Raw genomic sequence first — 24,377 nt, forward strand, 5'->3', positions numbered from 1 at the left:
TACCTCTGACCCCCGCAAGCCGAAAAATGCAGGGATGCGAAACTTTTTTGGCAAGGCTGGATATGGGCTCAGTTTGCCTCTGCCACGTCCTCCAGTCTCAGCTGAACGCTTTGCCGTCCACCCCATGTGTTCACCTCAAGCCGTCCGGCGAAATGAAAGCGCGCGCCGCCATGGTTGGACAGCTTTTCCCCCATCGGTCCGTCAAAAGCTCCAAAGGCAATGGCATCAAGGCCACCACCAACCCCGTCGGACAGCGACAGTTTCAGATGGGAGTCGCCGACGCGCTTGGCAAAGCGCACCTGCAGGTCCGGCAACGCATAGCGTGGGGCAGGGGCGCTGGCCCCGAAAGGACCGGCTTTTTCTATCTGTTCGATCAGATCGACCGAAGCTGCGCCCGGCATAAGCGCTCCGTCTAGCTTCATGTCTGCAGGACCGCCTTTGCCCGCGCCTTGCTTGGCCAACAACTCGCTGAGGCGTTCCATGGCCGGTTCCAACTGATCCCGCATAACGGTCAGCCCTGCGGCCATCTTGTGCCCGCCGCCTTTGACCAAAAGTCCCTCAGCCGCCAATCGTTGGATTGATGCCCCCAGATCAACGCCAGAAACCGACCGCCCTGAACCCTTGCCTTCATCACCATCAAAGCCGATGACAATGGCGGGTCTGTTGGCGTTTTCCTTGAGGCGGGATGCCACGATGCCGACAACGCCGGGATGCCATCCTTCGCCCGCCGCCCAAACCAGAGGAGCTTCCAATCCGCGTTCCTCGGCTTGTTCCAGTGCTGCCGCTCGTACCGCGTTTTCGATATCACGACGCTCGGTGTTCAACTCATCCAACCTTTGAGACAGCGCTTCAGCTTCGGTCATCGAGTCCGTGCTCAGCAGTCGCGCGCCCAGATCGGCCTGACCGATCCGCCCGCCCGCATTGACGCGCGGACCCAGAAGAAAACCCAGGTGATAGCTGGTAGGGGCTGAATCCATACGCGCCACATCCGACAGCGCCACTAACCCTGGTCGTTGCCTCTGTGCCATGACCTTAAGGCCTTGCCGCACCAGCGCCCGGTTCGCGTCAATCAGCGGGGCCACGTCTGCAACGGTTGCCAATGCCACAAGATCCAGCAGCCCGATCAGGTCGGGACCCTTAACCTCAGCCTCACGCAGTAGCCGCCCGGCCTCAACCAGCATCAGGAACACCACGCCGGCAGCGCAGAAATACCCCAAGTCACCGCTCTCATCCTGCCGGTTTGGGTTCACGACCGCCACGCAATCGGGCAGCGTTTCACCACCAAGGTGGTGGTCCAGCACAATGACATCCGCGCCTTTTGCCGCCGCGATAGGTTCATGGCTAAGCGTTCCGCAATCCACGCAGATGATTAGGTCATGCGCAGCCGCCAGTTCCTGCATTGCAGGCACGTTCGGCCCATAACCCTCATCAATTCGATCTGGCACATACAGCGTGGCTTGCAGCCCCATCTGACGCATCCAGACAAGCAACAAAGCCGCCGAACTGCCCCCATCGACGTCGTAATCGGCAAAAACCGCGATCCGCTGCTTGTTTCGGACAGCTTCCAAAAACCGCGTTGCGGCGGTCTCCATATCTTTCATGGACCGGGGATCAGGCAGCAATTCCTTCAGCTTTGGTTCAAGAAAGCTTTCGGCTTCCACGGGGGGCACGCCGCGCCGCGCCAGAACCTGACAAACCGCACGTGGCAGCCCGGACTGTTGCACCAGCATTTCCGTGGCCCGTTCGACCTCGGCCTCCGGTCCGATCCAACGCCGCCCGGTCAGTGACTGCTCAACCCCTAAAAAGCTCATGCCTGCCTCTCATATGCTAAGGCCGGACCCTCTCGGATCCGGCCTCATTGTATCTATCGAAACCTCTGTCAAAGGCAAAGGTGCAAGCCATCACGCGTTGTCGTGCGGCCAGGTTGGCGTGCGGTAGGACATGCGGCGCACCGACCCGGTTTTGGAACGCATCAGCAGGGTGGTGGTTTCAACCCAGCCCGGCTGGCGTTTGATCCGCGGCAGCAAAGAGCCACCGGTCACGCCAGTTGCGGCAAAGATCACGTCTGCGGTTACCATCTCATCGCGAGAATAAACGCGGTCCAGATCGGTGATGCCCGCCTTGGCGGCGCGGCCACGCTCGTCGTCGTTGCGGAACAGCAGGCGGCCAAAGATCTGCCCACCCATGCATTTCAGCGCGGCAGCGGCCAGAACGCCCTCGGGTGCTCCGCCTTGCCCCATGTACATATCGATGCCGGTCTCTTCGCTTTCGGCACAGTGCATGACGCCGGCCACGTCACCATCGGTGATCAGGCGGATCGAGGCGCCGGTTTCGCGCACTTCAGCGATCATCGCTTCGTGGCGGGGACGCTCCAGAATGCAGACGGTGATGTCGGCAGGCTTGCAGCCTTTGGCATTGGCCAACGCTTCAACGCGCTCGCGCGGGCTCATGTCGAGGTTCACGACGCCTTCCGGAAAGCCCGGACCAATGGCCAGCTTGTCCATATAAACATCGGGTGCGTGCAGCATCGAGCCGCGCGGGCCCATCGCGATCACGGTCAGCGCGTTCGGCATGTCCTTGGCGGTCAGAGTCGTGCCCTCAAGCGGGTCCAATGCGATATCCACACCGGGGCCGTTTCCGGTGCCGACCTCCTCGCCAATATACAGCATCGGTGCTTCGTCACGCTCGCCTTCGCCGATGACAACCACGCCGGCAATGTCCAGCAGGTTCAGCTGTTCGCGCATCGCGTTTACAGCCGCCTGATCCGCAGCCTTTTCGTCACCACGTCCGACCAGCGAGGCCGAGGCCAGTGCGGCCTGCTCTGCGACCCGTGCAAGGCCCAGAGACAACAGGCGGTCGTTGAAATCGATTTTGGCAGCGCTCATTTTACGTATCCTCAGGTCAATAAAGGCGTTTCATCGGGCATAGCCTGCGTTTTATGCAGGCCGCAAGGGTCAAACCTCTTCAATCCGCAATGCGACGGGTTCCCCCGACACGACATCGGTCGCGCGAAGCCCTTCCAAAGCGACATCCAAAGTGGCCCGCGTGGTTTTGTGGGTCACAATCAGAACCGGCGCGGTGGCTTCGGTGTGCCCGTACTGGCGCATCCGGTCGATCGAGACACCTGCATCACCCAGAATAGCCGCCACTTTCGCCAGAGCACCCGGTTTGTCGAACAGTGCAAGGCGCAGATAGTAGGGGGCGGGCAGACCGGTTATGGCAGGTTTTGCCTCTTCCAGTGTCGTGGCGGGACGGCCAAAAGTTGGGATCTGCAATCCCCGCGCCAGATCGCAGACGTCGCCCATCACGGCGCTTGCCGTCGGACCTTCGCCTGCGCCAGGGCCGCGCAGGACAACCTGATCGACCGCGTCGCCTTCGATCACAACCATGTTGGTGCCGCCTTCCAGCTGACCCAGGGGCGAGCCGCTGGGTACAAGGCACGGCTGCATCCGTTGTTCCAGACCGCGTGCCGAGCGCTGAGCGACGCCCAGCAACTTGATACGATAGCCCATGTCGGCTGCCTGATGAATGTCATCCAGACTGATGTGCTGGATGCCTTCGATCTGGATGCCGTCGAAATTCGGTTTGGTGCCAAACGCGATTGAGGACAACAGCGCCAGCTTGTGCGCCGCGTCGATGCCGCCCACGTCCAGGTTCGGGTCAGCCTCGAGGTAGCCCAGCTCGGCACATTCCTCGAACAGCGCGTTATACCCCAGCTCCTGCGATTGCATCCGCGTCAGGATATAGTTGCAGGTGCCGTTCATCACGCCCATGACGCGGGTGATCTCGTTCCCGGCCAGCCCCTCGGTCAGGGATTTGATCACGGGGATACCGCCCGCAACGGCGGCCTCAAAACGGATCACACGGCCTGCGGCCTCCGCTTTTTCAGCCAGCTCCTGACCGTGAATGGCCAACAAAGCCTTGTTCGCGGTCACCACATCCTTGCCAGCGGCCAACGCGGCCTCGACAGATGCTTTGGCGGGGCCGTTTTCGCCGCCCATAAGTTCGACAAAAATATCGACATCGTCGCGCTGCGCCAATGAGACGGGATCAGTCTCCCATGCATACTCCGACAGGTTCACGCCGCGGTCTTTGTTTGCGTCGCGCGCAGAAACAGCGGTGATTTCGATCGCGCGACCTGTACGCGCCTGCAGCAGGTCGGCATGGCGGCGCACGATCCGCACGACACCCACGCCAACTGTTCCCAAGCCGGCAATTCCCAGCCGCAGCGCCTGTGTCATCCCGTGGGTTCCTTTCCGCTCGAATGTCCTTGGTTTCGGGCTGTTTGCCCGTTCAAAGGTGCCTTAACGGGTTCGGCGTCGAGGCGCAATCCGGGACAGCGGTAACAGTCGGTTGAAACGCGAAAGGTCAGTTGGTTTGCGCGTTCTGCAGCGCTTCGGCCCTTTTGGCCAGCGCTTCGCGGCGCGCGGTCAGGTCTTCTTCAACCTCGGCCGCTTCGTTCACGGGATCTATGGGCGGGCCAAGAATGTCCTGAAGTGGGACCAGCTTCGGATACGCGGCCGAGCGCACATTCGGCTGTTCGCGTCCTTCCAACTCCGGGAAGTCCGTGCAGGCTGCGCAAGTCAGAAGCAGAACCAAAAGTGGCAGGGGCTTCATACCGAACCCTTTCAATGGAGACTGCCCCCGTGATGCACCTTTTGCGGCGGTCGTTCAAGCGGGGTTCTATATGAACGCTTGTTCATATACGGTGGCGGTATGGCACGTACCCAAGGCTCACACTCCGATATCACCGGCCCGCGCATTCGAAAAGCAGCGCTGGGGCTGTTTGCCCGACATGGCTATGCCGCTGTATCCATGCGCCAGATCGCAAAAGATGTGGGTGTGCAGGCGGGGGCGCTGTACAACTACACGCCCGACAAGCAAAGCCTGCTGTTTCGCCTGATGCAGGATCACATGCAGGATCTGTTGGCCGCTTATGGTGAACTTGAAAAACCCACCGATGCCGAGACTGCGCTACGCCGCTTTGTCGGCTTTCACATTCGGTTTCATATGGAGCGACCGGATGAAGTCTTTATCGCCTATATGGAGCTGCGCAACCTAACGCCCGAAAACTTCTCGGAAATCGAAGGCCTGCGCCGCGCTTATGAGGATTCGCTTGAAGCCATCTTGCAGGATGGGCAGAAGTCTGGGCTCTTTTCGGTTGCCGATACCAAAATCGCGACCTTGGCCGTGATCGCGATGCTGAATGGTGTGATGACCTGGTACCGTGCAGGCGGACGCTTGTCGCTGGACGAAGTAGAGCAGGTTTATTGGGATATGGTCAGACGCGCCGTAACCGCCTGACCAACTTTGCTTAATCAGTGCGCGGCGCGGATGAATGTGCCATTGCGCAGTTCTTTGAACGCCAGTTCCAGCTCGGCACGCGTGTTCATGACAATTGGACCATGCCATGCGACAGGCTCATCAATGGGCGCGCCGGAGATCAACAGAAACCGGACACCTTCCGGACCAGCTTGAACCGTGACCTCATCACCGGTGCCGAACCGAACCAAAGTGCGGTCACCGGACAGATCACGGATGTTGACCTCTTGTCCCGCGACCTCTTTTTCCAAAAGCACGCCGGTAGGTTGTGATGCATCGGCAAAGGCCGCCTGTCCTTGGAACACATAGGCAAACGCCCGGCGGTAGGTGTCGATGCGAAAGGTTTTTCTTACACCGGCCGGAACCTGAATATCCAAGTACTGCGGGTCGGCGGCAATACCGTCTACCGGGCCGGTTTTGCCCCAGAACTCACCAACAATAACGCGCACAGTGGCGCCGTCATCATCAGTGACCTCGGGGATCTCTTTGCTTTGGACATCCTGATAGCGGGGGGCTGTCATCTTTTGATCTGATGGCAGATTGCCCCACAGCTGGAAACCGTGCATTTGGCCCGCACCGTTTCCCTTGGGCATTTCCTGATGCAGGATTCCGGACCCGGCGGTCATCCACTGAACGTCGCCTGCGCCCAAAGTGCCGGTGTTGCCCAGCGAATCCGCATGCTCGACCGAGCCGGACAGGACATAAGTGATGGTTTCGATGCCGCGATGCGGATGCCAGGGGAAGCCTGCCTGATAATCCTTGGGGTGATCATTGCGGAAGTCGTCGAACAACAGGAACGGGTCTAGCTCGGACGGGTCCTGAAAGCCAAACGCCCGGTGCAATTTGACGCCTGCGCCTTCCATGGTTGGCATGGCTTTGCGGGTTTCCAATGTTGGTCTAAGGGACATGATGGCCTCCTGAATTTGTGGGGATCATGTATGCTGTTGGCGATATGCGTCAATTTGCGTGCAAACACGGGTGCTGTGCGCAATTCCATAGTCGGCTTCCCTCTGTTTTTCGGCAGACAAAGCGGATAAACCCGGACCGAGCAGAGCAGGGGACGTCAATGCAACAAGAAATTCTGGCCACGGTCCGACCTTCATCATCCAGACGTTGGATAGGGGTGGGGATGCTGTCGACCGTGGGTGTGCTGGTCATCTATGTCGCTTTGACCACGCCACCGGAACCGGCCTGGCTGGTCTTTTTACTTGTCGTTGGTGTGGCGGCGTTCTGGCTGGCCTATCGCATGTGGCAAGCCACCAGTGACTGGATCGAGCTGACCGAGACTGAATTGCGGACCGGTTCAGGGCAGGTGATTGCGCGTGTCGAAGATATCGAGTCGATCGATCAGGGGGTGTTTGCGTTCAAGCCGTCAAATGGATTTTTGTTGAAGACTACGGAAAGCGCAGGAAACAGCTGGGCACCGGGACTGTGGTGGCGATTGGGGCGCCGTGTTGGCATCGGCGGCCTGACCACAGCCGCCGAAACCAAATTTATGCTCCAGGTGCTACACCCACTACATCCTGCTGACAGAACCGATCAGAAACGTTTGCCTTAATTGTCGGTACAAATCGTGGACGCGTGAAAACCACGTTGTCAAACTTATGCGGACTGGCCAACCAATCAGTGTTAATCGGCGGATCATAGTCTTTGGATGTTTCCACAACGATCAAAGTGTCCAAGTCCGCCATCGCTGGCAGGGTGTCAGCCAATGGTTTGACGTTTCCATTGTTCCAAGTACCCGTAAACCCGCAATGTGTCGACCACTCAACAATATGAAGATCGTCTTCGGCGTTGTACCTGACCAGTGACAAACGCATCTTCAGGGGCGTGTTATCGCGCACCATTCGATTGAATATCACATACATGGAGCTCGCGTAGGTGTCGGTAATTTCGTTCTCAGCTTCTCGCGAGATCAAGTCGCTGACCGTGAACGCAGCTTTCAGGTTGGCGGTGCTTTCGCGAAATCCGTCAAAATACCCATAAGTCATCACTACGGACCATACGAGCATCGGAGCTAACAGAGCCGATTCCACCGTCAGGCTACCGCTTTCGCGACGCACAAAAGTCCCGAGAGCGCGTCGGAGGCATGAATAAAGACGCGTCATATCAAGGCTCCTGAACAAAGGTTGTCGTTGACGTAAGTGTGATCAGGCCATCATCGTCTGACAAAGCCCGGCTCATGTCCGTTCCACCCCGTCCTAATGCAGTCGTCGGGAAAAGCGGATCGACCCTCGCGCAAGCGCGCAAGATCATCAGTGCATTCGCCCCGCCACTTGAAAACTCTCGGACCGGTTTGGCCTCTTCCGCCCTATCTGCACAGTCCGCTTCGACAGGGAGGTTCACCCCCCCATATGGGTCTTGAACAATCATCTCCAACTGCAGGTTTTTGGAGCAATCTTGCATGATGACCATTTCATCGCAGATCGCGTCTTTGATTGTATCGTGCTGCGTGTCCTCCAAGCCGATCCCAAGTCGAATGTTACGCACAACCAGGTCCATGGAACGATCCAGCATCGCCTGCTGAATTGTGACCAGCGAATATTCGATGACGCCCAGAATGAAGAACATGTAGACGGGGAACCAAATGACGAACTCAATGGTCAAGCCACCGTCCTCAGTGCGTTTGAACCGAAGAACTTTTCCCAGAGCTTTGCGGATCATTGCGTCAACCTCAGGCGTTTGATTGCCGTAGCAATTGAGTCAAAGACCTCTGTAATCGTACGTTGGTCATCGCCCAGGCCGCCACTCGCTTTGACTTCGTAAAAGAACCCTGCGCCGCTGGAACAATTTCTAATCGCAGTAACACCTACGTCGGGCGCTTCAAATGCAATGCCATAGACATCAACATTCTTACCCTTGACTTGGGTACAGATATCGCTGAGCCGGGTGTCTTTCTTGGTCCGGTAAATCTCGGTGAATGCGTTGTCATACCAAGTTTGATTGTGGTTGGACTGCCAAGCGTAGTTGTACTCGGCGTTCCAGTCCAAAGTGACGCGATTCCACAGTTGCGGGTAGGTCAGGCGCACTGATTGATCTGCCGCTTCACCGCCAAAGGGTTCGGTCTGGCCCTCCAACTCCTGTCTGGTCCAATAGTACGCAGGCGGCTCGTCAGGGGCAGATGTGCGGACGCTATATTCGCCGCCGTACCTGTCGGTTCTACAGCGGAGTTGACCCCAGCTATTATACCAACAACTTCTGACCTCATGCTCATAATTTGGGTTGTACCAAACATCCGAAGGCCCATCGCGGTATGCCTCGTTCAAAACCCAGTTTTCAGTGTTCTCGCCGTCGGTCATGACGATCAAGATTTTTTTGACGTCTGATTCATACTTCATCGGACGGTTGTCAAACACCGCCGGAACAATCTTCTTAGGATCAAGGCCCGTGGTGACATCCAGACCCGTATCCGGATCTACAGAATCAGGATCGGCATTTTGTCGGGAAAGCTTGTTAATTACAGGCTGAAATTGAGGGTCCAGCAGCGCGGCCCCCCATTTCACTCCGATATCAATCGAAGTGTTTCCGCCTGGAGTCATCGCCGCGATCTGATCGTGCAATTCGGAAACAACGTTCGTCACTGCTGTAATATCGCTGCCCGCACGGGTGGTGCAAACCGAGCGCGAGATTTGGTGTCTTTCGTCATTGTAATCGTCATAATAGTTTCTGCGGTCGAAATGCGCCGTACGATTGAGACTTTTGTCCGGGTCAATCCAGTGTTCTCTGAAATCGCTATCCACAAAGTCAACGCAGTGCGAATAGTCGTGCTCGGTCGTTACACCGGGCATGTTGCCCAGGATATTTGCACCGGCGTTTACTTGGTTGTTGTACGGTATGATCGAGATCGAAATCTTGTCCGGATTCTCTTTCTGATACATCGTCGTCACAAACTGTGTAGCGGCGTCCTTAAGAGCTTCCATTTTTGTTTTGTTTTCCGTCGCGGAATCCCAGCTCATCGATCCGGAGATATCGAGAACCATCGCGATTTCGATCGAGCCGATAGACTCTTCCGCGACACTTGTGACCGCGGCTGTAAGCGTTCCGTATCCAAAAAACGTCAGGAAGTGTGTTTTAACGTCTACTTCAGCGTTGGCCGTGACCTTCCTTGATCCACCGCGAGGATCATCGACCACCACAGGTTCTCCGGTTAGTTTGCCCCGGACCTCAGACTTCTCGATATAGGATTTAACCACTTCCACCGGTGGGAGTTCCTGTTTGACGTTCGCTGCAGCAAGAACCGCACGATCGAGCGTACCTTGGAGGCTGGCCCTGTCACGCTCAAAGTTCATTATGTCCACACCGATTCCGGCTGTCGCCATGATGAGGATAAATCCGACGGCAACAAAGATCGTAAAGACCCCGCCATCCTCGTCGCGGGAAAAACGATCAGCAGACGCAGCTGCTTTCTTAAAATTCTTGGTGTTGCACTTAAATATGCGCATTTTCATCTGGCCGACCTCGCTGAGCAGACATCCGGCGCTGCTAAGGAAAAGTTAACGTTTGAAAACTAACGGCGAATCGTGGCGTGAATTGGGCGGAAGTGCCGAAGATATGGCAACTTTGGGCGCGAACCGTAGATAATTGAACGGCTTTTTTGCCTCTGTTTTCGGTCAGGCGACAATTCTTCCAAAGTTAAGCGCCGTGCGCGACTCAGCCCGGTCCGAGAGCTTTCGTGGCGATTTCGGGTTTTATTGTTGCTTAATTATTGATCGTTTAGCCAATGGGTGCGACAAAACGTCAGAACGCTCGTCGTTCGTCGGCACGGAGGATTACATGACGGCCATTAATGAACCCAGCTTTCGCGAAAGTGTAGATTTGATGTTTAACAGGGCGGCGTCCCTTATGGACCTGCCGCCGGGGTTGGAGGAAAAGATTCGTGTCTGCAACGCCACCTACACTGTTCGGTTCGGCGTCCGCCTGCGCGGCGATATCCATACATTCACCGGTTACCGCTCGGTCCATTCCGAGCATATGGAGCCTGTTAAGGGCGGTATTCGTTACGCCCTTGCTGTGAACCAGGACGAGGTCGAGGCGCTTGCCGCCCTGATGACTTATAAATGTGCTCTGGTTGAAACGCCCTTTGGCGGATCAAAAGGGGGATTGTGCATCGATCCCCGAAAATACGAAGAGCACGAGTTGGAGCAGATCACCCGCCGCTTTGCCTATGAGCTGGCCAAGCGCGATCTGATCAACCCTTCGCAAAACGTGCCAGCCCCCGACATGGGAACGGGTGAGCGTGAGATGGCCTGGATGGCGGATCAATACGCCAGGATGAACACGACGGACATCAATGCACGCGCCTGTGTTACAGGAAAGCCGCTGAACGCGGGCGGTATCGCAGGCCGGGTTGAAGCAACAGGTCGCGGCATCCAATACGCCCTGCGTGAATTCTTCCGCCACCCGGAAGACATGCAAAAGGCGGGGCTGACCGGCAAGCTGGATGGAAAACGTGTCATCGTTCAGGGGCTGGGCAATGTGGGTTATCACGCCGCGAAGTTCCTGAGCGAAGAGGATGGATCCAGAATTGTCGGCATCATCGAATGGGATGGCGCGCTTTATAATCCCGACGGGATAGACGTGGAATCCGTGCGGCAATGGATCGTCAAGCATGGCGGTGTCAGTGACTATCCGGATGCGACGCACTCGGCCGAGGGTGGTGCAGTTCTTGAAGAAGAATGCGATATCCTCATCCCGGCTGCTCTGGAGGCGGTCATCAACCTGTCAAACGCAGACCGGATAAAGGCGCCTTTGATCATCGAGGCTGCGAATGGTCCTGTGACTGCAGGTGCGGATGAGATTCTGCGCAAGAAGGGCACGGTGATCATACCGGACATGTATGCAAACGCGGGCGGTGTGACCGTTTCCTATTTCGAATGGGTCAAGAACCTCAGCCATATTCGTTTCGGTCGCATGCAGCGCCGTCAGGAAGAGGCGCGGCACGAGCTGATCGTGAGTGAGCTGCAGCGGCTGGATCGTTATCTTGGCGATGCCTGGTCGATGTCTCCGGACTTTAAGGCCAAGTACCTTCGCGGCGCGGACGAGCTGGAACTGGTGCGCTCGGGCCTCGATGACACGATGCGCATTGCCTATCAATCCATGCGCGAAGTCTGGCACAGCCGCGACGATGTCGAGGATCTGCGGACGGCGGCCTATATCGTGGCCATTGATCGCGTCTCGAAAAGCTATCGCGCCAAAGGGCTGTGATGTTTTGAAATCAGGGGCAGCCTGGCTTTGTCAGGCTGCCCCAACGGTAAGGGCTGGCCGACTTAACCACGGTAGACACGCCAAAAACGGCAATGGCAGGCCGTGCCTGCGACAGGTAAGCTGCAGCGACAGAATCGATTACCGGAGTTCCCTATGTTGCGTATCGCCATTGCAGCCGCTTTGCTGGCCACCCCATTAGTTGCGGAAGAAACCAAAGAGCAAAGCTGCCAATACCAGGCTGAAGTTGTTGCGGCGATCCAGAAGGCACGGCTGGACCGTGTAAAAGAGCGCAACGTGCCCCAGGCAGTTGCCGAAACCAGCCCGACATGGCCCGAAAATTACAATGCTGCCATCCCGTTGATCGCGCCTTGGGTCTACGAACAAAAGATGCGCGATGTACGCAAAAAGGATCTGGGCGCCGCGTGGCTTGAGCTGTGTTTGCTGCAATAATCCACAGCCCCATCATTTCCCTGTGGACAAACGCGCGTCATACCCTTGGCGCGCGTTCTTGTTTCTGTCAGGTTTGACCCATGTCTCTGCCCCCCGGATTTCTGGATGAACTACGCACCCGCCTGAGCCTGTCTCAGGTTGTCGGGCGTAAAGTGATGTGGGATCCGCGCAAGTCCAACCAAGGCAAGGGGGACATGTGGGCGCCATGCCCGTTTCACCACGAAAAGACCGCGTCCTTCCACGTCGATGACCAAAAGGGGTTCTACTACTGCTTCGGGTGCCATGCCAAAGGCGATGCGATCAGCTTTGTGAAAGAGACTGAGAATGTCTCATTCATCGAAGCGGTTGAAATTTTGGCGCGCGAGGCAGGCATGCCCATGCCAGCACGCGATCCAAAGGCACAGGAAAAACAGGACCGCCGGTCGCAACTGGCCGACGTCATGGAGCAGGCCGCGCAATTCTTCCGCTTGCAACTCAAGACCGGGGCAGGGGGCGCCGCGCGCGATTACCTGATCCGTCGAGGATTGGATGCACAGGCGTTGGACCGGTGGGAGATCGGGTTTGCGCCGGATGGCTGGCAAGGGTTGTGGGATCACCTGCGCGGAAAGAACGTGGCCGAGGACCTGATCCTTGGGGCCGGGCTGGCCAAACCTTCGAACAAGGGCAAAAAGCCTTATGATACGTTCCGCAATCGGATCATGTACCCTATCCGCGATCCGCGCGGGCGGTGCATCGCGTTTGGCGGTCGGGCAATGGACCCCAATGACAATGCGAAATACCTGAACTCGCCCGAAACGGAATTGTTCGACAAGGGGCGCAGTCTTTATAACCACGGTCCTGCACGACAAGCCTCCGGCAAGGGGCAGCCCTTGATTGTAGCCGAAGGGTATATGGATGTAATTGCCCTAGCCGAAGCCGGGTTCGGAGCGTCGGTCGCGCCGCTGGGCACGGCTATTACCGAACACCAGTTGCAGCTCCTGTGGCGCGTCTCGGACGAACCGATCATTGCGCTGGACGGCGACACGGCGGGTTTGCGCGCCGCGATGCGCGCGGTTGATCTGGCCTTGCCGCTGCTGGAGGCGGGTAAATCCCTGCGGTTTGCCCTGATGCCCGAGGGCAAGGATCCCGATGATCTGCTGCGGGCTGAGGGTCCGGCAGCGGTGAAATCAGTGCTTGAAGGCGCGATCCCGATGGTCAAACTGCTGTGGCAGCGTGAGACAGAGGGCAAGGTGTTCGACAGTCCGGAACGCAAAGCTGCGTTGGATAAGTCACTGAGGGACAAGATCAAACTGATCCGCGACCCCTCAATCCGGGCGCATTACGGGCAAGAGATCAAAGACCTGCGCTGGCAACTGTTCCGCCCGCAACGTCAGCCGCAAAATCGCCAATGGCAGCCACGCGGCAAATGGCAACCTCCGAAACAACCAGCAACCCCAGGTGCGCGTTCATCTTTTCTGGCGTCTTCAGAAACCGCGGATATCCAGATGCGCGAGGCTGCAATTCTGGCAATCGCCATCCTGAATCCCACCGTTGTGGTTCAATTCGAACATCAGCTTGAAGAAATGGAGTGCCATGATCCCGATCATGCCGCCTTGCGCGCCGCCATCCTTCGGCATGCGATCGACGACCCAGAGCATCTGAAAGACCACATTTTTGAAACTTTGGGCGGCGAAATCCTTGAAAACCTGCTGGCCCTTCGCCATGTCGCAGTAATCCCTTGTGTGTTCAAACCAGGCGACGTCGAAAAGGCCGAGATGACTCTGGCCGAGGAACTCGCGAAAATCAAAGCGCTCCGGGGATTGGATGCCGAGATTGCCGAAGCTGCAGAGGAACTGTCTGATCTGGCTGATGAAGCGCTGACATACCGGCTGGCCCAGGCCGCCGAAGAGCGTAACCGCACAAGCCGCAGTCAGAACGAGGATAGGGCGGTTTTCGACATCGCCGATAACGGCGCACGAATCAACCGCGACGAGAAAGACGCGTTTCAGGCGATCATGTCTGGCATCAATTTTGAACGGAAACGTCGCTAAAGTGGTGTTTTCGTAAGGCACTGGAAAAGAAAAACGGGTAAACGGGTGGCCGAATCACTTCTACGCGCTAATGATTCGGTACAAACGAATCACCCATCCCTGCAGGAGCATTGAATGGCCGCCAAGGATACAAACGAAGACCGCAAATCCGACGAGCAGGAACAGGAAATCTCGCTGGACATGAGCCAGGCCAACGTCAAGAAAATGATCGCCGAGGCCCGCGAGAAAGGTTACATCACCTACGACCAGCTCAATCAGGTTCTGCCGCCTGATCAGGTAAGCTCGGAACAGATCGAAGACGTTATGTCGATGCTGTCCGAGATGGGCATCAACATCATCGAAGATGAAGAAGCCGAGGAAGAAGAGAACAAAGGCTCGACCGAACTGGTTGCTGCAGAAAGCAACCGAGAGGTTGCGCTGGCGGGTGCTGGTGCTGAAAAGCTGGATCGCACAGATGACCCGGTCCGCATGTATTTGCGTGAGATGGGCAGCGTCGAACTGCTAAGCCGCGAAGGCGAGATTGCCATCGCCAAACGGATCGAAGCCGGTCGCAACACCATGATTGCCGGTCTGTGCGAAAGCCCGCTGACCTTCCAGGCGATCACCATCTGGCACGACGAATTGTTGTCCGAAGACATTCTGTTGCGTGACGTCATCGATCTGGAGGCCACGTTTGGCAACCAGTTAGACGAAGACGGCGATGTCGAAGAACCGGTTGTCGACACGTCTGCGGTTCAGGCGGCAAAACCCGCCAAGGACACCGGCCCCGAGCTGGACGCCGACGGCAACCCGCTGAACAATGATGACGACGACGACGACGACGAGCAGGCCAACATGTCGTTGGCCGCGATGGAAGCCGCGCTGAAAGATCAGGTTCTGACCACGCTGGAACGGATCTCAACCGACTTCTCGATGCTGTCGGAAATGCAGGATAGCCGGATCTCGGCGACCCTGAACGAAGACGACACCTTCTCGGAAAAACAAGAGGCGACCTATCAACAGCTGCGATCTGAGATCGTCGAATTGGTGAACGGTCTGCATCTGCATAACAACCGTATCGAAGCGCTGATCGACCAGCTGTACGGCATTAACCGTCGCATCATGTCTCTGGACAGCTCGATGGTGAAACTGGCGGATCAGGCGCGCATCAATCGTCGTGAGTTTATCGACGCCTATCGTGGACGCGAACTGGACCCGAACTGGCTGACCGAGATGGCAGAAAAGCCGGGCCGGGGTTGGCAGATGTTCATCGAACGCTCGACCGCCAAGGTCGAGGAACTGCGCAACGATATGGCTCAGGTCGGTCAGTATGTCGGCCTGGACATCCCTGAATTCCGCCGCATCGTGCAGCAAGTTCAAAAGGGTGAAAAAGAGGCGCGTCAGGCCAAGAAGGAAATGGTCGAAGCCAACCTGCGTCTGGTGATCTCGATTGCCAAAAAGTACACGAACCGTGGCCTGCAATTCCTTGATCTTATTCAGGAAGGCAACATCGGCCTGATGAAGGCGGTGGACAAGTTCGAATACCGCCGCGGGTACAAGTTCTCGACCTATGCGACCTGGTGGATCCGTCAGGCGATCACGCGTTCCATCGCGGATCAGGCCCGTACGATCCGTATCCCGGTTCACATGATCGAAACGATCAACAAGCTGGTCCGGACCGGTCGCCAGATGCTGCACGAAATCGGACGTGAGCCGACGCCGGAAGAACTGGCCGAAAAGCTGCAGATGCCGCTTGAGAAGGTTCGCAAGGTGATGAAAATCGCCAAGGAACCGATCAGCCTCGAAACGCCGATCGGCGACGAGGAAGACAGCCAACTGGGTGATTTCATCGAGGATAAGAATGCCGTGCTGCCTTTGGACAGCGCCATTCAGGAAAACCTCAAGGAAACGACTACACGGGTTCTGGCCTCGCTCACGCCGCGTGAGGAACGTGTTCTGCGGATGCGTTTTGGCATCGGTATGAATACCGACCACACTCTGGAAGAGGTTGGTCAACAGTTCAGCGTGACCCGCGAACGTATTCGTCAGATCGAGGCGAAAGCGCTGCGCAAACTCAAACATCCCAGCCGATCGCGCAAATTGCGGTCGTTCCTGGATCAGTAATCGAAAAGGCGCCTCAACCGAGGCGCCTTTTTCTTATCCGTTCACGCGTTGATCACGGTGACCGGTTCAAACCTCAAATTGGCGAGAACTCACAAGTCATGCGGCGATGTGGCCCCTATTTCTGCCTTGTCCACTCATGGGACAGGCCGGGGCGAGGCTGTGCCGCTGACGACCCCCGGCCACCCTTTCCGTATTACGGTTCCAACCGAGTGCGGAACGTGCTGGGTGCCTGACCGGTCCAGCGTTTGAAAGCCGTAGAAAACGCAGGTTGATCCGCGTAGCCCAGCGAATAGGCGATTTCCGATAAGGGCATCCCGTTGGTGATAAAAGTCTGCGCCAGATCGCACCTCAAGTCTTCGACAATCTCACGATAGCTTGTGCCTTCATCATTCAACCGTCTGGCAAACGTGCGCGGGCTCATCCCAAGGTTCGAGGCTGCGTCGTCCGCCTGAATAATCGCGCCGGGCATAGACCGGGTGATCAGCCCCTCGACTTGCGCCCTGAGTTTTTGCGCGGGCTGGTCACTTTCGGCCTGAACCCTGTCGCCATATGACAGAAGATGCTCGCGCAGAGAGGGGTCATATGTTGGCACCGGCAGATCCAATGAGGACAGCGTCAGTATTATTTCCAACCGTTCTGCACCAAAGGACACAGGAAAGCCCGCTAGTTTCTGAAACTCTTTTCTGGCTTCGCCGACCTCGTGCTGAAAGCGGATTTCTATAGGAAAGAAACTTGTCTGCGTTAACGAGCGAATGCGGGCGAGGGCCGCGAAAATCAAAAATTCGGTACGACGGTGATATCGGGCAAAACTGGCATCCTTCCAGTCGGCTTCGATTGAAGCAAAATTTCCAGAAACGCGCAGGCTGAAGTACAAAGCCGGGTCTATCATCCCGTGAAACCGCGACGAGTTTTCGATCACCTGCTTCAGATCACGCGAGTATTTACTGATATACGCCGTCAGGCTGGAGGACGACCTGAAGCCAAGCCCAGCACTGGCCGAAAAGGTGATGTCATTCAGCGCGTCGCAGGCGTAGCGGACAAACAACGCCTCTTTGTGCGCGCTATAGGCTGTTGCAGGTGGCGCAATGTCGCTGCGGCTCAGACCGGATTTGGCCAGCACGCGATCACCAATCGAAGGATCTTCTGCCCTTAGATCTAGTGTTTTGGACAACACTTGAATGCGGGCAATATCGACGTCCATGTTCAAACCCGAGTTAGCAGCGTATTTCATTTCGCGGCCTTTGTTCCGGCCGCTGTCATCTATTCAAATAACAATGGCAGAATTTCGCAAGACTACATTGGGTGTCTTACGTATTTTCCGCGTGCTGTCGGGTTAAGCCTTGTGGGGATGAGGTCAGAGCCCAGGAAACTTGTCGCGCAGATGACCCGCGGCTCCCCGACACATATCAATTCGCAAAGATGGCCCAGTGTCGCATTGCCCGGAACGCGCAGTGATGCGAATGTGCGTCAAAACGGGTTAATGAGCGTAACTGGCATGACCAAACTGGCAACAGATGCGGCGGATGGTCAGGATTTCATTGTCTTTGACGGCGAATGCGTTCTCTGTTCGGGCTTCTTTCGTTTCATGGTCGCGCGAGACAAGGCGCAGCGGTTCAAATTTGCCACCGCGCAGTCGCCATTGGGGCAAAGGCTGTATTCTCACCTCGGACTACCGACGCGGGACTTTGAAACCAATCTCGTCGTTACCGATGGCGTGGTTCATCAGCGGTTGGATGCTTTCGCAGCTGCGATGCGCAAGTTGCCGGGGTTTTGGTGGGTTCTTTCGATCTGCAGGTTTCTTCCTCGCATCATCAAAGACCCGCTGTATTACGTAGTCGCCAGAAACCGGTATGCAATCTTCGGACGTTCGCCGACCTGCATGATCCCAGACAAAACGCTGCAAGCTCGCTTTCTGCCTGAGGGGTTCTGAGTGCACCCTGATCCCTTTATGCAAGCCTTGCCCGTGGGCACGAACCTGCCCAGGGCGCTGCAGGCCTTGCACAGCACGGGCGGAATTTATTCCGGGCGATGCTCGGTCACGCCGGGCAAGGGGTGGCTGGCCAAACTCGCGTTGCGTTTTGCCGGCATGCCGTCCGGGGGTGACGACATCCCGGTGCGTCTCAGGGTCGAGCAAGAGGGGAACGCTTGGATATGGACGCGCGATTTCGATGGTCACATCACCCGATCGCGGCTGACTTTGGACCAGGACCAGGGATGCGTCTGCGAGCAGTTTGGGCAGGTCTCCGTATGGTTAAAGCCGGTATTTGTACCCGAGAGGTTAGAGATCCAGATCATGCGCCTCAGCCTGTTGCGAGTTCCTTTCCCGAAGGTGCTTCTGCCGCAATCAAAGACCGAGGAATGGCAGGATGATGAAGGACGGTTCCGGTTTGACGTGTCGGCCCGGATGCCGCTTGTTGGGGCTTTAATCCGGTATCAGGGCTGGCTAACGTTCTATCACGCGAGGACCCGCGTTGACTGAATTGATTGTGAACCAGCTTTGCCCGGTAAGAATGTATACTATTTGAGAAATTACCTCGAAATGAATGAGAGTATGATTATGAAACAGGTTATGACATTGGCGGTTTCTGCCGCGATCTTGCTGTCTGTGCCCCTATCGTCGGCCTCGGCTGCGCGAAACGGATTTCAGACGGTTGCCGTCAACAGCAATATGTTCGAAGTGATCCCGCGGGCCCGTCAGGACGTGGACGGGTATTGGTGCGCGGCTGCAGACTTTGCGCGCCGGACTTTGGGTGCAGGTTGGCAGCAACGTATTTATGTGGTGCGCGGCTATGGTCCCAGCGAAGCAACGGGTCGCCGCACGGCCGTTCAATTCTCGCTGCAGCAACCTACAAACGTTGCCCAGCAAAGCAGTTCAATCTCAGTCGGTTTCAAGGCTGGCGAAAGCATGTCGGTTCAGGGGGCAAACGGACGTTGCAACATCCGCCCGTTCCGCGACTGATCTAGGACTGATCGCCATATGCAGACCGAGTTTATTATTTCGACGAACGGACCAGGGTTGTACGAATTCACCCGGGACGTGCGCAACTGGCTTAACTCGGTCTCAGGCGATGGTTTGCTGACATTGTTTGTGCGGCATACGTCGTGTTCGCTGACCATTCAGGAAAACGCTGATCCTGAGGTGCAAACAGATCTGCACGCCTTTTTTGAACGTTTGGTGCCGCCGTCTGATAACCCGGTTATGGCCTATCTGCGCCATACGTACGAAGGCCCCGACGACATGCCCGCCCATATCAAGGCGGCACTTTTACCTGTATCGCTTTCTGTTCCTGTGTCCGCGGGGCAACCGGTGCTGGGAACATGGTAGGGCATTTACCTGTTTGAACACCGCACCGCAGCGCATGTGCGAAAGGTCGCGGCGCATTTCGCCTGACCCCTTTATGTTGCGGTGGAAATTTCCGACTACCCAAATCCTAGCGGCTACCCTATAGTTGTGGATAAGTAAGTCATAGTGCTTACAAAAAGAGGCGGAACCAGGGACGAGGAGACGGTGGATGCGCTGCCCGTTTTGCGGAAATATCGATACTCAAGTCAAAGATTCACGCCCGGCAGAGGACCATGCGGCCATTCGTCGGCGTCGGTTCTGTCCCGCGTGTGGGGGGCGGTTTACGACCTACGAACGTGTCCAGTTGCGTGATCTGGTGGTAATCAAAACCAACGGCAAACGCGAAGATTTCGATCGGGACAAGTTGGAACGTTCGATCCGCATTTCGATGCAGAAACGCCCGATTGATCCGGAACGTATTGACCAGATGATTTCTGGTATCGTGCGTCGCCTGGAAAGCATGGGCGAGACCGATATCCCGTCCAGCAAAATTGGCGAGATCGTTATGGAAGCTCTGGCGCGGATCGACACCGTCGCCTATGTTCGCTTTGCGAGCGTATACAAGAATTTCCAGGCGGCCGATGACTTCGAGGAGTTTGTCCACGAACTGCGCCCGCCGCAGCCTTCGACGGACGAGTGAGCGAAACAGATAAGCGATACATGGCGCTTGCCCTGTCTTTGGGGCGGCGCGGTCAAGGGACGTGCTGGCCAAACCCAGCGGTCGGTTGCGTGATCGTGCGTGACGGGCGCATTGTGGGACGCGGCTGGACCCAGCCGGGTGGTCGTCCGCACGCCGAACCCCAAGCGCTGGCACAAGCCGGAGACGCGGCACGGGGTGCCACGGTCTATGTCACGCTTGAACCCTGCGCCCATCACGGTAAAACACCCCCTTGCGCCGAGGCCCTGATCGCTGCCGGTGTGGCCCGTGTTGTCGCGGCCATCGAAGACAGCGATCCGCGTGTTGCAGGGCAGGGCTTTGCCATGCTGCGCGAGGCGGGGATCGAAGTTGTCACCGGCGTTCTGGCCGAACAGGCAGCCCAGGACCTTGCGGGGTTCTTCCTGAAAACCGAACAGGGGCGTCCTTTCGTAACCCTGAAACTGGCCAGCAGTTTTGATGGGCGCATCGCCACCGCCACGGGGCACAGTCAATGGATCACCGGCCCAAAGGCGCGGCGTGCCGTGCATGCCATGCGAGCACGTCATGATGCGGTGATGGTCGGGGCAGGTACCGCGCGCGCCGATGACCCATCCTTGACCGTTCGGGATATAGGTGTCGACGCTCAGCCTGTGAGAATTGTGGTCTCGCGCCATTTGGACATTCCCTTGTTGGGGCAGCTGGCGCGCACGGCTGATGAAATACCCGTATGGCTATGTCACGGCCCATCCCCGGATGCCGAGCGAGCCCGCGCGTGGGACGGGCTTGGGGCGCAACTGCTGCCTTGTGCGCTGGACGATCACCAGATCGATGCAGCGGACTTGTTGCAGCAGTTGGGTAAAGCAGGTCTGACCCGCGTATTCTGCGAGGGCGGGGCGGCATTGGCGGCGTCGCTGCTTGCTGCGGATTTGGTCGATGAATTGGTCGGGTTCACCGCCGGGCTTGCGATCGGTGCCGAAGGGTTGTCAGCCATCGGCACGCTTGGGCTGGACAAGTTGGACAATGCCCCGCGTTTTGAGTTGATCGAGACCCAGGTCATCGGGCCGGACATCCTGCACCGTTGGGCGCGGGCGCTGCGTTAACGACGCCAGATATGTGCATGGGTCGCGAATGCGCCTTGTAGTTTTGACAAAACTCGAAGCAGTGGACCGCCTGCGGGCGCCGCACCTTGTGAAAGCCGTTCAACCGCAACTTCTACGGGGCAGGGCTCACCTGTCACAGGGTCCATATATCGGGAATAATCGATCAGCGACGCGTGAACCAAACCCAAAACCGTTGGTCGTGCGCCCCTGCGGACTGGGACGGTTCCCAAATCGTTCGTCAGCCCCCAACCCGCATAAAAAGGCGCGCCCAGGGTGGTCACTCTGACACCGCGCATCAAAGCCTCGAACCCTAGCAATGAGGTCATGGTCCAGACCTCCTGGACCTGCGACAGCAGAGCTGCCGGGTCGCAATGGGTGGCGATGACATCGGCGAGGGCTGCGGCCTCGACTGCCCCATCGCGCAAGCCCGCTTCGACATCGGGGTGCGGTTTGTAGATCAGAATGGCGTTTGGGTTTGCCTCGCGCACGGCGCGCAGCAGATCGGTATTTGTGCGAACAGTGTTGGTGCCCAACTGGATTGAAGCATCGTCTTCAACCTGACCGGGGACGAGTATGCGATGCCCCTCAGGCAAATCCGGTGCGCCGACCCCTGTGTTGTACTTGGTGATTTGGGCGGACACGATTTGAGCGATCAGCCTTTCGGCACGCAATTCCTGATCTGGCCGCAGAGTTTCCCGTGCGGCAATAAACCCTTCCAGTTGGCTGGGATGCGTCGGGTCGTAATAGATCCCCTGATTGTCCATTGCCAATGATAGGGGCGGTACAAGTTTTGCGCCCAGCCCGCGCGAGCGTAGAAAGCCATCCTCGACCCGGACGGCACTTTCCGTGCCCTTGGCTTTACTTGCCCAGACCATGTGAGGGCGATCTGACTGCGCTGGTTGATTGTCGGTGAAGCGGACCGTTTTCTCGCGCCCAAACATCCGTTGCAGGTGTTTGCGTTTCCACAGGCGCATACCCGAGGCGGTCCATCCCTTGTGATCCTGCCGCCAGGCGCGGGTTCTCGCCTCAAGGGTATCCAGAACGGTTTCCAACTCGCACAGCTGGTCCCGGTATGGATCGTACCAGGTCGGATAGAGGATCATCGCTGCAGCGAACAATTGCGCGCGCGTCAGGTTGCGTTGGCGGCGTGGCAGGTGTGCTTCATCCTGCGTCAGTCCCCAACCTGCATAGAAGGGCTGGCCAAAAACACGCGGCTTATGTCCGGCCAAAATCGCCTCGAACCCCATCTGTGAGGACAGGGTGTAAACGCCAACCGCACCTTCCAACAAAGCCCACGGACTAACCGGTGTGCTGATGACCGAGACGCGATCGGTTTGGTCAGCGGTGGTGAAATAGCCTGAACGATGCCCGGCGATGGTTTCGGGATGTGTCTTGATCAGAACTTTGGCGCCAGGATTCTCTTCCTGCGCCATGACCAGCATTTCGCGAAACCGGGCCTCATCCCCGGCGCTGGCCGTCACAGCCGCATCGTCGCGGACCTGATCCACCACCAGTACATAGCCGGGGTCAGGGGGCGGAGCGGTCAGATCAAAGGCCGAGTATTTGCTAAGATGCAGGTCGCGCATCCGTTCAATCCCGCCCCGTGCGCGGTTCAGCAGGGCGGTGTCGTCCAAGGGATCGGTGGCCAACAGCGTTTCCAGATCGGACGCCTGAGCCGCATCGAAATGTAAGCCGGATCGATCAAGCAACAGGCCAAGAGGCGGCTCTCCGCTGCGGCCATGATGCAAAGACCGAAGAAAGGCGTCTTCGACGCGCAGCACTGGGGCATTATGCCGAGCCGCAACAGCAAGGCCGCGGTGGGCCGTCGGGCTGTTGCCCCAAACTCCGACGGCATCACCGTCTTTGGGCAGGCCAATCCGGATGTCGTAACCGGACAGGGACAACATTCGGCGAATTCGGCGGGATGTCAGGAAGCCGCCATTGTAGACAAACAACCGGGTACGTTCAGACCCGGCTGTTGTTTCAGGCGACATCAGTTGCCTGTCAGCGTGGCGACATTGGCCAGGGGTGTAAGGCCACCGGAGATCAAGGAAATAGACTTGGTCCACTGCGCATATGGTGCTTCGGTCACGTAAATAGTGTCATCATCGCGAATGACGAAATCCCGTGCAATGAACAGACCGTTTGGTGCTGTCAGGTTCAGCAGGTAAATCATACGCTGATCGCCCTGCAGGTCCGGACGGCCCATCACCGAGCGTGCGATATCCTGACGTTCGTCACGCAAGATAAATATCCCCGTTGGATCGGAAGACAGCGACAGCAGGCCACCGACTTGCGCCAAAGCCTCAAGCGCCGAAAGGTCCTGCGTGTCAAACGCCACGCGCGACTGGCCGCCAGTTGCACCAAGGGCAATGTACGACCGGCTGTCCGCTTCGACCAGAATGCGGTCACCGCCGCGAAGGGCCACATCCAGCTTGGAATTGCTGAACAGGTCATCGTACCAGATGGTCCCTTTTTGGTTTCCGCGGATCAATGTCACGAGCGAAATGTCAGTACCACCTGATGCACCTACACCAGTTGATACACCTCCGGCCTCTGACAGCATGCCGGTCAACGTGCGGGTCGGGAGTTCGATTGGATAGATTCCCGGCGCCGCGACGCTTCCAGACACCGCGACAGTTGCGCCATCCCCGGCGGACCGGCGGACCTCGACCTGAGGGTCTGGCGTTTGATCCTGTAGTTTTGCAGTGATCACCTGACGCAACTGCTCGGGTGTGTTTCCAGACGCACGCACACGTCCGGCATATGGCACGAAGATGAATCCGTCGGCGTCCACCTGAACTTCACTCAGCGTGGTCGAGGATCCGACTTCACCTGACAGCAGGCCGTCATCGACGTTTTCCCAGATCGTCAATCCCAACACGTCTCCAGGGCGAACGGTATCCGCCGTCAGGCTTTGCGCGCTGGTGAAGGAAGACGAGAAACCGAATTGGGGGATTTTGGATGTCGCTCGTGCGACCCTGTCATCCACCTCGACGACAAAGGCATTGCCACCATTTTCAACTGAACCCGCCAAAATCTCGGACTTGTTGGGGCCAGATTTAGGGAGCTGGCACGCGGCCAGCACGCCACATACAGCCACAAGGGCGGCCCCTCGCACCCAGCGAATTGGAAAGCACTGCACTGCCGATTATCCTCAGTCGTCTTTTGTTTGCGTCAACTTAGCT

General features: G+C 57.4%; 22 protein-coding genes and 1 pseudogene. 12 read left to right on the forward strand and 11 right to left on the reverse strand.

What is annotated here, in order from left to right:
* Positions 1–68: 68 nt before the first annotated feature.
* From recJ to AC2FIO_RS00300, 4 genes are all read right to left on the reverse strand, one after another.
* Entirely contained in the window at positions 69–1,811 is a 1,743-nt protein-coding gene (gene recJ / locus AC2FIO_RS00285; protein ID WP_496694945.1) for a single-stranded-DNA-specific exonuclease RecJ, read from the reverse strand.
* 90 nt (positions 1,812–1,901) lie between these two features.
* Positions 1,902–2,885 carry a class II fructose-bisphosphatase gene (gene glpX / locus AC2FIO_RS00290; RefSeq protein WP_058274789.1) on the reverse strand — a complete coding sequence of 328 codons (984 nt, stop codon included), beginning with the start codon at positions 2,883–2,885 and terminating at the stop codon, positions 1,902–1,904.
* A gap of 69 nt (positions 2,886–2,954) precedes the next feature.
* Positions 2,955–4,241: a homoserine dehydrogenase gene (locus AC2FIO_RS00295; protein WP_282168610.1), complete on the reverse strand. Its 1,287-nt coding sequence runs from the start codon at positions 4,239–4,241 to the stop codon at positions 2,955–2,957.
* Between the two features lie 127 nt (positions 4,242–4,368).
* On the reverse strand, positions 4,369–4,617 hold the full coding sequence (locus AC2FIO_RS00300) for a hypothetical protein (protein WP_058274791.1): 249 nt from the start codon (positions 4,615–4,617) through the stop codon (positions 4,369–4,371).
* Positions 4,618–4,716: 99 nt separating this feature from the next.
* On the opposite strand from AC2FIO_RS00300, the gene AC2FIO_RS00305 reads away from it, so the two are divergent.
* Positions 4,717–5,304, forward strand: coding sequence for a TetR/AcrR family transcriptional regulator (locus tag AC2FIO_RS00305; RefSeq protein ID WP_496694948.1), 588 nt, complete (start codon positions 4,717–4,719; stop codon positions 5,302–5,304).
* Positions 5,305–5,318: 14 nt separating this feature from the next.
* On the opposite strand, the gene AC2FIO_RS00310 is transcribed toward AC2FIO_RS00305, so the two are convergent.
* Positions 5,319–6,230 (reverse strand): pirin family protein, encoded by a 912-nt coding sequence (locus AC2FIO_RS00310; RefSeq protein ID WP_496694950.1) that lies wholly within the window; start codon positions 6,228–6,230, stop codon positions 5,319–5,321.
* A 158-nt stretch (positions 6,231–6,388) separates the two neighbouring features.
* Between AC2FIO_RS00310 and AC2FIO_RS00315 the strand changes: the two genes are divergently transcribed.
* Complete coding sequence (locus AC2FIO_RS00315) at positions 6,389–6,880, forward strand: hypothetical protein (protein ID WP_282168607.1); 492 nt, start codon at positions 6,389–6,391, stop codon at positions 6,878–6,880.
* Here the strand turns inward: AC2FIO_RS00315 and AC2FIO_RS00320 are convergent.
* The 3 genes from AC2FIO_RS00320 to AC2FIO_RS00330 are packed head-to-tail and all read right to left on the reverse strand — an operon-like array spanning position 6,816 to position 9,770.
* Complete coding sequence (locus tag AC2FIO_RS00320) at positions 6,816–7,430, reverse strand: TadE/TadG family type IV pilus assembly protein (RefSeq protein ID WP_282118797.1); 615 nt, start codon at positions 7,428–7,430, stop codon at positions 6,816–6,818. The two genes, AC2FIO_RS00315 and AC2FIO_RS00320, sit on opposite strands and share 65 nt — an antisense overlap.
* A gap of 1 nt (position 7,431) precedes the next feature.
* The gene (locus tag AC2FIO_RS00325) at positions 7,432–7,986 is read right to left on the reverse strand and encodes a TadE/TadG family type IV pilus assembly protein (RefSeq protein ID WP_496694953.1); all 555 of its coding nucleotides are present in this window, start codon (positions 7,984–7,986) and stop codon (positions 7,432–7,434) included.
* Positions 7,983–9,770 (reverse strand): pilus assembly protein TadG-related protein, encoded by a 1,788-nt coding sequence (locus AC2FIO_RS00330; protein WP_496694955.1) that lies wholly within the window; start codon positions 9,768–9,770, stop codon positions 7,983–7,985. Before AC2FIO_RS00330 ends, AC2FIO_RS00325 begins: the two co-directional genes overlap by 4 nt.
* A 325-nt stretch (positions 9,771–10,095) precedes the next feature.
* Between AC2FIO_RS00330 and AC2FIO_RS00335 the strand changes: the two genes are divergently transcribed.
* The 4 genes from AC2FIO_RS00335 to rpoD all read left to right on the forward strand — a co-directional run bounded on the left by AC2FIO_RS00335 (position 10,096) and on the right by rpoD (position 16,109).
* Positions 10,096–11,526: a Glu/Leu/Phe/Val family dehydrogenase gene (locus AC2FIO_RS00335; protein ID WP_282118794.1), complete on the forward strand. Its 1,431-nt coding sequence runs from the start codon at positions 10,096–10,098 to the stop codon at positions 11,524–11,526.
* Positions 11,527–11,679: 153 nt separating this feature from the next.
* Positions 11,680–11,976 (forward strand): hypothetical protein, encoded by a 297-nt coding sequence (locus tag AC2FIO_RS00340; RefSeq protein WP_282168605.1) that lies wholly within the window; start codon positions 11,680–11,682, stop codon positions 11,974–11,976.
* An 80-nt stretch (positions 11,977–12,056) separates the two neighbouring features.
* A complete protein-coding gene (gene dnaG / locus AC2FIO_RS00345; protein ID WP_282168604.1) occupies positions 12,057–14,006 on the forward strand; it encodes a DNA primase in 1,950 nt (649 codons plus the stop codon).
* 114 nt (positions 14,007–14,120) lie between these two features.
* Positions 14,121–16,109 (forward strand): RNA polymerase sigma factor RpoD, encoded by a 1,989-nt coding sequence (gene rpoD / locus AC2FIO_RS00350; RefSeq protein ID WP_058277324.1) that lies wholly within the window; start codon positions 14,121–14,123, stop codon positions 16,107–16,109.
* A gap of 193 nt (positions 16,110–16,302) precedes the next feature.
* Here rpoD and AC2FIO_RS00355 read toward each other — a convergent pair whose 3' ends face one another.
* Positions 16,303–17,340: a helix-turn-helix domain-containing protein gene (locus tag AC2FIO_RS00355; RefSeq protein WP_496694959.1), complete on the reverse strand. Its 1,038-nt coding sequence runs from the start codon at positions 17,338–17,340 to the stop codon at positions 16,303–16,305.
* A gap of 150 nt (positions 17,341–17,490) precedes the next feature.
* Between AC2FIO_RS00355 and AC2FIO_RS00360 the strand changes: the two genes are divergently transcribed.
* The 6 genes and pseudogenes from AC2FIO_RS00360 to ribD all read left to right on the forward strand — a co-directional run bounded on the left by AC2FIO_RS00360 (position 17,491) and on the right by ribD (position 21,189).
* Entirely contained in the window at positions 17,491–18,039 is a 549-nt protein-coding gene (locus AC2FIO_RS00360; RefSeq protein WP_496694961.1) for a thiol-disulfide oxidoreductase DCC family protein, read from the forward strand.
* Entirely contained in the window at positions 18,040–18,588 is a 549-nt protein-coding gene (locus AC2FIO_RS00365) for a DUF4166 domain-containing protein (protein ID WP_496694963.1), read from the forward strand.
* A gap of 78 nt (positions 18,589–18,666) precedes the next feature.
* Entirely contained in the window at positions 18,667–19,068 is a 402-nt protein-coding gene (locus AC2FIO_RS00370) for a hypothetical protein (RefSeq protein ID WP_282118790.1), read from the forward strand.
* A gap of 18 nt (positions 19,069–19,086) precedes the next feature.
* A pseudogene (locus tag AC2FIO_RS00375) lies at positions 19,087–19,500 on the forward strand (secondary thiamine-phosphate synthase enzyme YjbQ).
* Positions 19,501–19,621: 121 nt separating this feature from the next.
* On the forward strand, positions 19,622–20,092 hold the full coding sequence (gene nrdR, locus AC2FIO_RS00380; protein ID WP_058274803.1) for a transcriptional regulator NrdR: 471 nt from the start codon (positions 19,622–19,624) through the stop codon (positions 20,090–20,092).
* Complete coding sequence (gene ribD, locus AC2FIO_RS00385; protein WP_496694966.1) at positions 20,089–21,189, forward strand: bifunctional diaminohydroxyphosphoribosylaminopyrimidine deaminase/5-amino-6-(5-phosphoribosylamino)uracil reductase RibD; 1,101 nt, start codon at positions 20,089–20,091, stop codon at positions 21,187–21,189. Before nrdR ends, ribD begins: the two co-directional genes overlap by 4 nt.
* Here the strand turns inward: ribD and AC2FIO_RS00390 are convergent.
* Together AC2FIO_RS00390 and AC2FIO_RS00395 are read right to left on the reverse strand one after the other, a co-directional pair.
* Positions 21,186–23,183, reverse strand: coding sequence for a capsule polysaccharide biogenesis protein (locus tag AC2FIO_RS00390; RefSeq protein ID WP_496694968.1), 1,998 nt, complete (start codon positions 23,181–23,183; stop codon positions 21,186–21,188). The two genes, ribD and AC2FIO_RS00390, sit on opposite strands and share 4 nt — an antisense overlap.
* The gene (locus AC2FIO_RS00395) at positions 23,183–24,334 is read right to left on the reverse strand and encodes a polysaccharide biosynthesis/export family protein (RefSeq protein ID WP_282118786.1); all 1,152 of its coding nucleotides are present in this window, start codon (positions 24,332–24,334) and stop codon (positions 23,183–23,185) included. The genes AC2FIO_RS00390 and AC2FIO_RS00395 overlap by 1 nt, the downstream gene beginning before the upstream one ends.
* Positions 24,335–24,377: the final 43 nt, after the last annotated feature.

This window comes from Ruegeria sp. CDSB086 (assembly GCF_059611065.1).